10 protein-coding genes are annotated in these 13,579 nt (G+C 36.2%); all 10 read right to left on the bottom strand.

What is annotated here, in order from left to right:
- Position 1 precedes the first annotated feature (1 nt).
- The 10 genes from R2Q59_RS16240 to R2Q59_RS16195 are packed head-to-tail and all read right to left on the bottom strand — an operon-like array spanning position 2 to position 12,825.
- Positions 2–982, bottom strand: coding sequence for a glycosyltransferase family 2 protein (locus R2Q59_RS16240; RefSeq protein WP_316786220.1), 981 nt, complete (start codon positions 980–982; stop codon positions 2–4).
- A gap of 14 nt (positions 983–996) precedes the next feature.
- Positions 997–2,361, bottom strand: coding sequence for a hypothetical protein (locus R2Q59_RS16235; protein WP_316786219.1), 1,365 nt, complete (start codon positions 2,359–2,361; stop codon positions 997–999).
- Position 2,362: 1 nt separating this feature from the next.
- Positions 2,363–3,667, bottom strand: a complete 1,305-nt coding sequence (rfbH, locus tag R2Q59_RS16230) for a lipopolysaccharide biosynthesis protein RfbH (protein ID WP_316786218.1) — start codon at positions 3,665–3,667, stop codon at positions 2,363–2,365.
- 32 nt (positions 3,668–3,699) lie between these two features.
- Positions 3,700–5,418 carry a thiamine pyrophosphate-binding protein gene (locus R2Q59_RS16225; RefSeq protein WP_316786217.1) on the bottom strand — a complete coding sequence of 573 codons (1,719 nt, stop codon included), beginning with the start codon at positions 5,416–5,418 and terminating at the stop codon, positions 3,700–3,702.
- Positions 5,419–5,424: 6 nt separating this feature from the next.
- Positions 5,425–6,336 carry an NAD-dependent epimerase/dehydratase family protein gene (locus R2Q59_RS16220; protein ID WP_316786216.1) on the bottom strand — a complete coding sequence of 304 codons (912 nt, stop codon included), beginning with the start codon at positions 6,334–6,336 and terminating at the stop codon, positions 5,425–5,427.
- On the bottom strand, positions 6,329–7,408 hold the full coding sequence (gene rfbG / locus R2Q59_RS16215) for a CDP-glucose 4,6-dehydratase (protein ID WP_316786215.1): 1,080 nt from the start codon (positions 7,406–7,408) through the stop codon (positions 6,329–6,331). The genes R2Q59_RS16220 and rfbG overlap by 8 nt, the downstream gene beginning before the upstream one ends.
- Positions 7,409–7,411: 3 nt before the next feature.
- Positions 7,412–8,188: a glucose-1-phosphate cytidylyltransferase gene (gene rfbF / locus R2Q59_RS16210; protein WP_316786214.1), complete on the bottom strand. Its 777-nt coding sequence runs from the start codon at positions 8,186–8,188 to the stop codon at positions 7,412–7,414.
- A complete protein-coding gene (locus R2Q59_RS16205; RefSeq protein ID WP_316786213.1) occupies positions 8,185–9,219 on the bottom strand; it encodes a ferredoxin--NADP reductase in 1,035 nt (344 codons plus the stop codon). Before R2Q59_RS16205 ends, rfbF begins: the two co-directional genes overlap by 4 nt.
- Complete coding sequence (locus tag R2Q59_RS16200) at positions 9,220–10,317, bottom strand: lipopolysaccharide biosynthesis protein (protein ID WP_316786212.1); 1,098 nt, start codon at positions 10,315–10,317, stop codon at positions 9,220–9,222.
- 45 nt (positions 10,318–10,362) lie between these two features.
- Entirely contained in the window at positions 10,363–12,825 is a 2,463-nt protein-coding gene (locus R2Q59_RS16195; protein ID WP_316786211.1) for an SLBB domain-containing protein, read from the bottom strand.
- Positions 12,826–13,579 lie beyond the last annotated feature (754 nt).

Below are 13,579 nucleotides of genomic sequence, written 5' to 3'. Positions count from 1 at the left end.
ATTATTTTTTAATCTTTTTTGCTAAAGGAATTGTCTTATTTAAAACAAAGGGTATCCAAGTAAAAAAAGCATTTTTTGATAAAATCATCATAAGGGCTTTAAAAAACATTGTAGGTGTGTATCGTATTGCATTTAATAGTCCTTGACTACCTATTATGAATTTCAATAGATGCAATTTTTGTCTTTGACCCACATTGGAGCTTTTCCGATCCAATAATAATAAACTATAGTTTGTTATATGATGCCCTATAAATAATGTTTTTTGATATCTTTTGTTGTATTTTGTACCAAAGGCATCCAAAAACAAAAAAGAACGATTAATAAATCTTTCATAATTCCACCCAACATCTTCATTCCATTTTTCAATGATCGCTTTATTCAAATATATACAATTGCCTGAATCATTTTTCTCAACATATTTAAGCACTAAAATCATAGTACCAACCATACTTGAGATGTTCGCATAATAATCAATTAAGGAATATTTCAACATCGACATATTATACAAGCATCTTGACATGGTAAAAGAATCACAATATACTACGCCAGATTTAAACTTATTACTTAGCTCCTCAAAATTTCGAGTTTCGAAATCTTCTTTCTCCCAAAAACAGAAAAATAGTGCTTCTCTCTTACTTTCGATTTGTTGTATAATTGTCTCAACAGCATTTTCCTTTACAAAATCATCATCGGATAAAGTCCAAAGCCAAGTAGTTTCACAATTCTCAAAACATCTTGCAATGTTAGCGTCAGCCCCGACATTTACCTTATTTCTAACAAGCTTAAATTTTAGCAATTCTTCTTTGCTGAAGTATTCACTTATCGGAATTGTAGAGCAATTATCATAAACCACTAAATTGACTTGTTGACTTAGTTGCGGTAGTAGTAATCTTACTTGCGTTTGTACTTCGTCATATCTATTATAAGTAGGTATAGCAATGGTTAAGATTACCTCTTCTGCCTTATTATTTTTATCAATCATGTTTAATTTCTACATTAAATATGCCATTCCTTTTTCTTTGCTGAAAAAGTTATATAAGCCCAGATAAAACTCGCTATCGTCAATATCATATATCCAAATGTAATCCCAAATGCTCCAAAATATTTCCCCAAAGTAATTGTAGAAACAGAACAAAGCAAACCGATGACTAAGCTTTGAACTAGCATAGGCTCTTTTTTGTGACAACGCAAATATGTTCCCCAAGCCCCAATAATATGATTTAGCATAATTGGGATCATCATAAAAAGCATCGGTAAATAGGGTAGCAAACGATCTGCAAAGTTTTTCCCTGATATTTTAATGTTGAAATGGCGGAATAGAAAAATAACACAAAAAAAGACAACAAGAGTTGAAACATTTAAAATTGTTGATTGTAGCAGTGTTTTATTGAATAGTCTATCTAATTGTTTATAATCATTTTGAGCTATCAAGTTAGAAAACAAAGGTACTTTAGTTGAAATCCAACTAAATGCGATGGCAAATATGGCATTCAATACTGTTAATGTCATCCCCATCTGCCCAGCCACAATAGGTCCTTCTGTAGCAAAAAGTACAGGATTGAATAGTTGAAAAATAAAATAACCGCTTATCCAACTTAAGGCTATTTTCCATTGAAAGGGAAAGATCTCGAGGCGATAATTTACATGCCATTCCCCTATTTTATGCCATATAAAAGTAAGTAATTTTATCTTTGAACTAAGTAGTATCCAAACTGGTACTATTGCAAAAGCTAAAATTGCAGCTAATGGACTTGAATACAAATTAAAGTGAAGCGAAAAAAGAAGCAAAACTAAAGAAAGTTGGACAATCTGCTGAAAAAACCTGACTTTAGCCACTTCCTTAACCAAACCCAGCCCCTCAAAGAAAGCTAAAATCGGAGAAACCATCAAAGATAACGAGGTTGTAATGGATAAAATTACCCAAGGAATTTGCCATTCGACTGATCCGTCATTTTTTCCGAATTTACCAAAGAAAAAATAGCCTGAAGCTAAAAGTCCTAAAAATAATAATATTGCTATCACAAAAAACCACTTAATAGTAAACCGTAATAGTGAAGATAATCTTGAACTTGATTCTATTGAACCCGTAAAACTAATTTTATCGTTCCAAATTAAATTTGCATTTTCGTGTGCTACAAACTGGGTAATAATTCCTGAAAGTCCCAATTCAAAAAAAATCTGAATAGCCAATATACTTCCAAAAGTATAATAATAACCTTGCTCTACCTTAGTTAAGTTTTTGGCAATCACAATAAGTGTCAATACACCGCCTGTAGACTGAATAAATCTTGAAAGTAACGTAAAAGCAATAGCACCGTCTATACCAATTTTTTTAGAAAGACTTTTAATTAGCTTTACCACTTTAAGAATTTAAATACGCCCTGATTACATTAGCTATATAATCGTAATGGCTTTCATTTAAACCTGGCCAAACCCCTAGCCAGAAGGACTGATTCATAATGGTGTCGGTGTTTTTTAGATCTCCAACTACACGATGCTCAATATTAGCATAAGCAGGTTGTCGTAATAAATTACCACCAAACAATAACCTTGTGCCAATTTTCTTCTCTTCAAGATGTTGTACTAACATATGTCTATCGGCAGCATCTCCTTCTCGTAATGTTAACAGGAATCCAAACCAAGAAGGTTCAGAGTTTAGCGTCGGCTCAGGTAGGATAAAGATTTCCTCGAATTCTTTCATACGCTCGTAAAGTGCAGCATAATTCTCCCGTCTCCGCTGTACAAAATGATCAATTTTTTTAATTTGAGATACACCAAATGCGGCTTGCATATCCGTAACCTTTAAATTAAACCCTATGTGGGAATAGGTATATTTGTGATCATATCCGTAGGGTAGGGAGCCTAGTTGCTGGCCAAAACGACATCCACAAGTATTATCCTTACCGGGCTCGCAATAACAATCCCTTCCCCAATCTCTAAAACTTTCTGCCAATTTTGATAGCTCAGGGTTGTTAACTAAAACTGCGCCCCCTTCTCCCATAGTTATATGGTGCGCTGGATAGAATGAAAATGTAGAGATATCCCCGAATGTGCCTGTTTTTTGTCCCTTATATGTGGCACCAAGTGAATCACAATCGTCCTCTACCACCCAAAGGTTATACTTTTTTGCCACACGCATTACTTCATCCAAATCAAATGGATTACCTAAAGAATGCGCAATCATGATAGCTTTTGTTTTTGGTGAAACGGCTTTTTCAATATCTTCGGCTAAAACATTGTGTGTTGCAATATCAACATCAACAAAAACAGGAATTGCTCCAAACTGAATCAGTGGATTAATCGTTGTTGGAAAACCTGCGGCAACTGTAATCACTTCATCGCCAGGCTTTATGGCACGTTCACCTAATTTAGGCGAAGTTAAAGCATAAAATGCTACTAAGTTTGCTGAAGATCCCGAATTAACGAGTAACGCTTTAGGAGCACCGAAATAAGCCGCAAAATCATGCTCAAATTTGTTCGCAAATCGGCCTGCTGTTAACCAACCGTCTAAAGCAGCATCAACTCCCAATAATATATCCTCTTCATCTAAGACCTTCCCTGTAACCGGTATATAATTTTCACCAGGAACTATTATTTGGGTAGTTTTTCTAGTTGCTATTTCTCTTAAGGCATTTTTAAGAGTTTCATCTGTTATGTTTTGTAACATAAATTATTTATATCTAATTAATAAAGTAAAAATTAAGTGCCTTCCATATCTATAGGCTTAGCAAACGGTTCCATTTCCGTTATTGGTTTTCCAAATGCAATTTTCGGGTAAGTATTTGTATGTGGATCTACCATTACTTGAAGCAATTGCGGATGATCTTTGTTTTCCTCACTCCATAACCAAGCTATCCCTTTTTCAATATCTTCAGGATCTTCAATGGTTATGGCATCTATACCATAAGCAGTTGAAACTTTTGTGAAATCGGGAGCACTATAACCCCAATAAGTAGATTGATAGCGAGATTCAAAATAACTATCTTGGAATTGCCTAATCATGCCTAATGTCCGGTTGTTTAGTACAATAATCTTTACCTTGAGGTTATTCCTCACTATAGTCTGTAATTCTTGAATATTGATTTGCATACACCCATCTCCTACTAAAACGACGACTGGTTCGTTATTTAATGCAATACACGCTCCTATAGCCGCTGGAAGAGAAAAACCCATAGCTCCCATTCCTCCCGAAGTTAAAAAGTGCTGTCCCTTGCTTATTTCCAGTGATTGTGCTGCCCACATTTGGTGACTTCCCACATCAGCTAGATAAACTTTTGCAGCCTTACTCCCTTGTGAAAGGGCATGCATAAACTTATTTGGATTTATCCCTAAAGGAGCAAGTTCATTTGTATCTTGCCAACGCATTCTCAGTCCATTTACATACAATAACCAATCTTCTTTCAAAGAAAATTCTTCATTGGCAATTTTTTGATTAAACTGTTCAAAAAAATCATTTAAATCTGCCAAAATGGGTATACAGCCTGTTACTCGGTTATTTATTTCACCCTGTTCGCAATCTATATGGTAGATGATACGATTCTCTATGAATTTGGTATCTGCACCAGTTTGGCGAATATCGAGTCTACTTCCTAGTACAATCAATAAATCGCACTCACCAAAAGCTATATTTGCCCATCTATTCCCGTAACTTCCAATGAAACCTACTCGAAGCTTTTCCTCATATCCTATTGTATCCAAGCCTAACAAAGTAGTCACGACGGGAACCTGTGTGTTTTCAATAAATTGATCAAATAACTTTTGAGTATTTGAGGCTTTGATCCCTCTTCCAGCCAAAATTAAAGGTCGTTTAGCTCTTTTTATATCGGCAATCAGTGATGAGATCTTTCCACCGTCTATATTAGTATGTTGCCTGTTAGCCGTACCACTGTTCTTAATTTCTATTTGCGCACGTTGTACGTTCATTGGAATATCGATGAGTACAGGCCCCGGCCTTCCTTCGCAGGCTATTTGAAATGCACTCTCAAAAACCTGTTCTAAATCACTTGGGTTATTAACTAAAAAACATGCTTTGGTGATCGGTGTTGCCATTGCAATAATGTCGGTCTCTTGAAAACCTAATTGCCTTATGTTTTTGGCTCCCTTTTGTTCATGGGTATTTACTTGTCCTGTTATAAATATTGCTGGCGTCGAATCAAAAAAGCAACTCCCAATTCCCGTAAGTAAATTGGTTGCACCAGGTCCGCTTGTTGCTAATGCAATGCCTGGCAATCCTGTTATTCTACCATACCCTTCTGCAGCAAAAGCTGCAGCTTGCTCATGGTGCATGGTGACAATTTTTATGTTTGTAGTTTGATTTAAGGAATCAAGAATATGAGTAATCATTCCACCTGAAAGCTCGAAAACACTTTCAATACCTTTTTTTTTCAAGAAACTTGCAATAAAATCTGATGCTTTCATTGGGTGTTAGCTAGATGTGTAATATTTTAGTGTATTTGACAAAGCTACGTTAAAATCGGTAAACTCAAACGAATCAATTTCATTAAAAAGCTTAGCGGTATCTCCTTGTATGTGCATAGATTGGTTGCTCCTGTATGGAACTGCGCCGAAGTTTAACACAAATTCTGGGTTAATTTGATCTCTTATTGATTCAATCAGTGACTTCAACTTAGTTGCTACATTAGCTGATACGTTGTATATTCCTGAATTTACGTCTTTCAATAGAAGAGACAAAACTATTTTAGCGAAGTCCTTCGCATACAAGTATGCATATCTCTGTTCTCCTGATGTGAAATTCATTTCACTTTTTTCCTGCATAGTTTTAATTAGGGACGGTATCAACCACGAGGGGCTTTCTCTTTCTCCAAAAACAGAAAATATGCGTAACCATAACCAATTAATGTTATATTCTTGTGCATAGGCTTTCAAAAGCTCTAAACTTGCTAACTTAATTCCGCCATAAGCACTACAAGGTTCTACAGGGAAGCTTTCCTTAACCAAACCTTCTAAAATGCCATACTCTGCTTGAGATCCTAGGAAAATGAATTTTCTTATTTTCAAACAACTAACTAAATCTAAAATATCGGTAAGCAGTTTGATATTTTTTCCTTGTTCTACCCAATTATCTCTGTCCTGCGCTTCAACACCGATCCAGGCACCGTGTACAACACATTCTGGATTTTTTTGCACCACAATTTCTTTCCAGTTATTTACATCGTCAAGATCAACCCAATCAATTCTATCCTCAAATTCTCTGCATCGCCAAGTATCCGAGCCAGTTCTCTTAAGGCCTATAATTTCAATATTATTTTGACAAAGGATCTCAGCAATATGAGAACCAAGAAAACCTGTTATACCTGTTATTAATATTTTAGGCATCTAAATAACTTAATATCTGTTGGGCTGTAAATGAACTTATATTGCTTTCTTCATCATTAAAGGCTTTATACCAATCAATAGACATCGTTACTGCCTGTTTTGCATCATATTTTGGATGCCACTTAAGCTCTTTGATAGCCTTGCTAATATCGAGTTTTAACAGGCCCGCCTCATGGGGTTGACTTGTGGATTGTTCAACCCTATATGTTCCCTTACCCCAACACCCGATAGCTAAGTCTAACATTTTAGCTACTGATAATGCATCAGCTGCGTGGGGACCAAAATTGTACGGCTGACTAAATTGAACAGGCTGCGCCTTCAAACAAGTTCCCAACAGCAAATAAGCCACTACCGGTTCTAACACATGCTGCCATGGTCTTACTGAATTTGGATTTCTAATTATAATCTCTTTATTTATGCTAAGGGCTTTGGCAATGTCTGGAATCAATCTGTCTTTTGACCAATCACCCCCACCAATTACGTTGCCTGCCCTACCTACGGCAATGCCTTTTTTATGTTGATCGTAATTATTTGTATTAAAAAATGAATTTCGGTAAGAATCTATTACTAGTTCCGTACAGGCCTTACTTGCACTATAAGGATCATATCCACCTAGCTTATCATTTTCACGATAAGGATAATCCCATTCGTTGTTATGATAAACCTTATCTGTAGTGATTAGGATTACAGCGCATGGCTTAGCCAATGTACGAACCGCATCTAATAAATTTGCTGTTCCGATTGCATTTACCTCAAAAGTTTCAGAAGGAATTTCATAAGAAAGTCTTACTAACGGCTGCGCAGCTAAATGGAAAATGAAGTCAGGCTGGAAATCTAAAACAGCCTTTTTTAACGCATCTCGATCTCTTAGGTCACTTATTATTGAGTCGCACAGTTGATCTCCATCAATCAAATGGTATAAATCATTTGGTGTCTGAGGAGCCAATGCATAGCCTCTGATTTCTGCGCCGAAGATACTAAGAGTTTTAAGTAACCAAGCCCCCTTAAAACCGGTATGGCCTGTTACAAAAACCTTTTTTCCCTCGTATATCTCTTGTAAATTTTGTAACATATCTTACCAGATTTTCCATTTTGCTTCACCGCTGTTCCACAATTTTTCCAATTCAATTCTATCTCTTAAAGCATCCATTGGCTTCCAAAATCCATGATGTTTATAAGCAGCTAATTCACCATCATTTGCAATCTCCTTTAATGGTTTGTTCTCCCATTGTACATCTTCAACATCATCTTCTAAATATTTAAAAATACCAGGTTCTAATACAAAAAACCCTCCATTAATCCACATTCCATCCCCCTGTGGTTTTTCTACAAAATGTTGAACCTTTCCCTCTTCATCCATTTCAATATTTCCAAAACGGCCTGGTGTTTGGATGCTAGTCAATGTAGCTAACTTACCATGGCTTTTATGAAATCTCAGCAATTCATTTATATCAATATCTGCAACTCCATCCCCATACGTTAACATAAACGTCTCATCAGCAACATATTTCTGTATCTTTTTTATTCTCCCAGCGGTATTGGTAGTTACTCCAGTGTCAATTAAAGTTACTTTGAAAGATTCGGAATTGGAAAAGTGAACATCTACTTTGTTCTTACTGACATCAATTGAAACATCAGAATTATACAAATAGTAATTAAGAAAATATTCTTTTATACTTTGCGCTTTATAGCCTAAACATAGCACAAAATCATTGTACCCATAGGCTTCATAAATTTTCATGATATGCCATAGGATTGGTTTTCCACCTATTTCAACCATTGGTTTTGGCCTAGCCTCGGTTTCTTCCATCAACCGTGTCCCTAGACCGCCTGCTAATATAACTACTTTCATATTTTTGCTATTTCTATATAAACATCATGAGACAAGGGGTGGGCGCAACAGGTTAAATACTCATCAGCTAAAAGATCTTCCCTAACCTTTGTTAAACCAATCATTTTTGCTGCGCCGCTAATCAACTTTCCTCTACAGGTACTACAGTTACCGGTTTGGCAAGAATAAGGTAATTCAATGCCAGCATCTAAAGCGCTTTCTAAAATGCTTTTACCTTTTATAATTTCTAACGTATATTCTTGCTCTGCAAACCTGAGCTTAATATTTTGGGTTTGAATGGTTTCAAAATCCTTGGGGTCTCTTACTAATTCGAAGTCTTCTGAAAATATATGGTTTTCCGGAATGCATTTAATGGTTAAGGCTTCTTTTACTGAACTTTTCAATCCTGAAGGACCACAAATGTAATGAGCTGAAGTTAAAGCTTCAGTATTTTCCAAAATATTTAAAGCTTTTTCTCTATCGATTCTGCCTTCAATTAAACCTTGAATATTTGGATTTATCTCTAACTTAGTATGGAAGTGTCTAACTACAAATCTCTTTGTAAATTGCAGTTGCAATTGATCGATTTTATCTAAAAATATCGTGCTATCGTGATTCCGATTACCGTAGATTAAGTGTACGATTGTGTGATTATAAGTGGCCAAAACTTGCTTAGCAATTGAGATTAATGGTGTTATCCCGCTACCAACACCCCATAAAAAAATTTGATCATACGATGTTTCACATACAAAGTCTCCCATTGGCGGCATTGCCTCTAAACTATCTCCTACATTTACAGTATCGTGGATATGATTAGACACTGTTCCGTTAGGAACTCTTTTAATTGTTACATCTAGTGTTCGATCCACCGCAGGTGCCGAAGAAAAAGAATAGGGACGAATGTAGCGGCGGCCATTTATTCTAAAAATCAATGTTAGGTATTGCCCCGCCAAATATTTAACCTTGCGTAAGGCAGGTTGTTTAAAACATAAAGTTAAAGTATCTTCTGTTTCCTTTTTTATATCAATTACTTTTAATGTATAGTTGTCCATCTATCTCATTAACTCTTTAAATAGTTGGCGTGTCAATAGAAAGAGGGCAGTCAAAAAACCTAATAAAACACCTCCCAAGATTATTGCTTTTGCCTTCCCAACTTTGTCCTTTTTTAAGGGGAATATGGGCTGATCTATTACCTGTATCAGCGGCGTTTCCTTTTGTAAAGACATTTTTGTAATTTCTAAATTTTGAACTAGTGTACTTAAAACTGCCTTATTTGTTTCTGCAGAAAATTGCGCTTTTTGTGCAGGCGCTACCCTTTGTACTTGCCTAGTAGGGTTTAAATTCGGCGTGGCATCGGCTACAGCCACAGCGGCATAAATTGCTCCATTCATTACCGATCTCACAGAATCTGTTTTATGCTGTAAAATCTGAACGCTCGTTAGAGTCTTTTTTGTTTTTGTAATGATGTAGAATTCATTTACATTTTTAACCAATTGATCATTAAAAGCTTTGGCAAATAGTTCATCCTTCGCTTTAACGTCAACTTGTATGGTACCCAATTTCTTATCCGGTTTGGCTACCTCTAAATAATTATTATTTATATCCGTTACGATAACTCCTAAAATGCTATCTCTTAAACGATTGGGCTTTAAAATAGAAAAGCCATCTTGAACGCCATCTTTGGTGAAATTTAAACTCTGTAAAGCTTTATCAGTCCATTTTTGTTTCAATTGATTAACTTCTATATACCTGTCGACTAGCAATTGATCACTCCCATTAATTGCTACAACAGATAGTAAGGTCTTCTCCAACATCGATCTAGACTTATACAAGCCCAAAATATTTTCCCCTTGAAAAATACCTCCACCGCTACCTCCTAAATCTACTCCCGCCATTGAAGCAAGTCCCGCCAAGTTACTCAAACCCCCACTACCTTTTTCATCTTCCAATACAAAAGTTGTTGTAGCTATATAAATCGGCTTTTTTAAATAGGCGTAAGTAAATCCTAATATACTTCCAAACAAACCAAAGGCAAGAATAATTATCCATTTCGATAAAAGGTAATACCACCATTCTCGTGTTTTTAAAATAATATCTTTTAATGAGACTTCATTATCGGTGGGTACTTGCTTATTTTGAATTTCGCCCATATGTTTAATTAACTAATCTTTCAACTAGTTGATGATATAAAACTTTTATTTCAACAAACTTACAATAATTGCAGCTAAAGAAGCTACTCCAGTTCCGATTCCTATCCAAGCCTGTGCGCTAATTCTTTCTCGTTCTGCACGCTTTGGAACTAATATTTCCGCTCCTGGTTTAACCACTGGATAGTTATTAAAAAACAGAAATTTACTTACTGCAGCTGCTGATCCGTTGGCGTACCGAATGTAAGTACCTCCTTTACGAGCATTTGCCGTAAAGCCACCAGCACCATTAATGTATTGTTTTAAACTCTTACCAGATAGATAAACAATGCTATTAGGATTTAGTACTTCTCCTGTCACCTTCACTGTTTGCAAGGTATGTGGTACACGGATAACGTCTCCGTCTTCCACAATCAAATCTTGTTTAGACAATGGCGACTTTAATATTTTGACTAGGTTAATACCTACTAAATCACTTTGAATTAATTGCTGTTCAACTTCTACTGCGACTGTGTCTTTAACTCCACTTTCCTGTAAGCGCTTTAAATTCAATAATTTTTTATCTTCTTCTTCTTTTACGTTGATGGCATTTTTGTCATTAGGACTTACAGCCTTGGCACCTGGCCTCTTCAAAGAGGCTCCGTCTGCATAAGCAGAAGAAGTTAGCCCCCCAGCACGTTTGATTAGTTCAGAAATCCGCTCATCTTTACGTGTAATGGTATAAATGCCAGGATAAACTACTTCTCCTTCCAATTTTACCTGCTTTTGTACAGAGTAACCTTCTGAATTCCTCACCGAAATGATGTCAAAAGGTTTTAAAATAAAAGGCTCGCCCTGTAACGTCAAGTCTTCACTTACATTCACGGTAAACACCTCCGCTGTACGAGCTGTGGAAGATGTAGCATCGCTATTTTTTACCCTTCTTGAAACTTCTATCCGATTTGGTGTGGCTCCCTCTTTAAAACCTCCTGCCATTTGTATCACAGATTCCAGAGTCATGTTATCTGCGTAATCGAAAGTTCCTGGGCTTCTTACTTCTCCCTGAATGTTCACGATGTATTCATCCCTCAAATCGAACAAAGAATTGATGGTTATTTTGTCTTCGCGTTGTAGAGTGATATCGCTTTCGGTACCGGCCATGACTTTTTGCAAGTCGAACGGAATTAGGGCCTGTGTGTTGTCGGTATTTAATCTATTAATATACCCACGGTTCAAAAAAGCATCTTCTTTTAATCCCTCAGCCTTAGCAATTAATGCTTTCAAAGTCAAGCCGTTTTTTAGCTCAAAAATGCCAGGCCTAAATACGGCTCCAATAATTTCTACCCTATTCTGAAACCTATCTAATATAGGTTCTACTATGAATTTGTCGCCATTTTGGGGTCGATAACTGCCCCATTCTGCTTTAGCTACATCTACGATCTTACGATCTTGGTCTGTATTTTGGAATGCTTTAATCCTTGCGGTATAAGCTTGCATACTAAATCCGCCAGCAAAATCAATTACGTCTTGTAAGGTCTCATTATTATTCACTTCGAATAGCGCTGAACGCTTAACCTCGCCAATAATCTCCACTCTTTTATTATAAACGGGTACATTGATGATATCTTGATCTTGTAAGCGAACATTTGCTTGCTGGATCCCTCTTAACAAAAAATCATAAACATCAACAGTTGCAATGATTTTGTTATTTCTTATGATTTGTATGGCTCTAAAGGAACCGTTTTCTGCTGGCCCACCTGAGGCATACAGCGCATTATAAACTGTGGATAATGAAGACAAGGTATAAGTTCCAGGTTTAACTAAGTAACCTGTTAAAGTAACCTTGATACTTTTGATATTCCCTAAATTTACAGCCACACTAGTTCTGCCACTAGGTATTGATGGATAGGTTTTTGAAAGACCTGCCTTAATTTTTGAGGTTGCCTGCTCTATGGTTAAACCACCCACGGCAACTCTGCCTAAATATTGAACATTAATAATTCCTTCAGCACTCACCTGTAGATTGTAGCTGACTTCATTGTCACCTGTTAAATCAATTAATAGCTTATCATCGGGTCCAATAATATAACCCTTGGGAGTGGCAATACGTAGATTAGGTTCAAAGGTGATATTGCCATTACGGAATAAGTCAGCACCGAATATTTTTGGAGCTGAGGGCAGCCCTTCATTATTCCTATCCACGGTGTTAGTGCCTTGAGTAGCTTCGCTTTGTTGTCTTCCTTCACTTGAAGACTGCACACCAACATTCGCACTGGCACCTTGTTTACGAATTTTTTCTACCCTTAAACGTAGCTTTTGAATTTCCTCCGCTTTCATACCCTGGGCTGCTGCCATTTGTTCTAACTGCGCATCGTTATATCCAATTGACTCTGCCTTTTTGATCATCTCCACAATGGTGGCGTCAGATAATTCGTCAACCTTTACATTTGAATAATTCTGAGCAATAGCAACCTCAGTTACGAGTAATGTAAACAAAAAACACATTACTGTAAAGACTCTTCTAAACTTCATATAGATAGGGATATTGTATTTAAGTTATACATAAAAAACCAAATATGTCTCAATACAAACATACGGAAATATTTGATAACCATCTTTTGTAAAAATCCTTTGTCAACGATAATAACTGGATAAAAAATAATGAATATCTACGGAAATGGACATTATTCCTTAGTTTTTTTTACCCAGACGTAGCGGTCAGTGACACATTTAGGGCACCAATAAATACGAATCGGCAAAAAACCTAGGAGTGACTTAAATAATACACCACGCGGAACTTGGTAATGGAAAGCAGTTTTACACTTTCTGCAGTTATAATCTTGATAGCTCATAGACAATATTAGATGTTATAGAAATTGGTTTTTTCTATCTCAAAGCAAAGATATATCTCTCCTATAATAATGCCAAAAACATATAAAATTCAGAGACTGAGCATTAACTACTCATTATCAACCTATTAAAATTGATAAATTTAAAACAATAAACGAATCGTTTTGTTTGGGTGTGTCTAAACATAGACACTAATTGCATTTTGTTGCCAATACGGGGAATGATTACCCTAGTCTAATTTTTATGAGATATAGTAACGCCATTCGCTAGTACGTAGGTGTCATTTTCCGCTTGGAAAAGCTAGTGCAAAAGTAGATACGTATATTAGAAATCAGAGCTCCTTTTAAAGCAAAATGCAAGGTCTAAAATACTGTATATAGCCTTTAGCCTTGCATTTTTTATACGTTTAATACCTAAACCTATTAAGACAAAATCG

It is taken from the genome of Pedobacter frigiditerrae (genome assembly GCF_032678705.1).
GTDB lineage: Bacteria > Bacteroidota > Bacteroidia > Sphingobacteriales > Sphingobacteriaceae > Pedobacter > Pedobacter frigiditerrae_A.
The sequence above is the reverse complement of the archived record's forward strand: the minus strand, read 5'-3'. Positions and strand labels throughout refer to the sequence as shown.

Coding starts and splice junctions, on each gene's coding strand:
- R2Q59_RS16240 (WP_316786220.1), bottom strand. CDS start 982: ATGATTGATAAAAATAATAAGGCAGAAGAGGTAATCTTAACCATTGCT.
- rfbH (WP_316786218.1), bottom strand. CDS start 3,667: ATGTTACAAAACATAACAGATGAAACTCTTAAAAATGCCTTAAGAGAA.
- R2Q59_RS16225 (WP_316786217.1), bottom strand. CDS start 5,418: ATGAAAGCATCAGATTTTATTGCAAGTTTCTTGAAAAAAAAAGGTATT.
- R2Q59_RS16220 (WP_316786216.1), bottom strand. CDS start 6,336: ATGCCTAAAATATTAATAACAGGTATAACAGGTTTTCTTGGTTCTCAT.
- rfbG (WP_316786215.1), bottom strand. CDS start 7,408: ATGTTACAAAATTTACAAGAGATATACGAGGGAAAAAAGGTTTTTGTA.
- rfbF (WP_316786214.1), bottom strand. CDS start 8,188: ATGAAAGTAGTTATATTAGCAGGCGGTCTAGGGACACGGTTGATGGAA.
- R2Q59_RS16205 (WP_316786213.1), bottom strand. CDS start 9,219: ATGGACAACTATACATTAAAAGTAATTGATATAAAAAAGGAAACAGAA.
- R2Q59_RS16200 (WP_316786212.1), bottom strand. CDS start 10,317: ATGGGCGAAATTCAAAATAAGCAAGTACCCACCGATAATGAAGTCTCA.
- R2Q59_RS16195 (WP_316786211.1), bottom strand. CDS start 12,825: ATGAAGTTTAGAAGAGTCTTTACAGTAATGTGTTTTTTGTTTACATTA.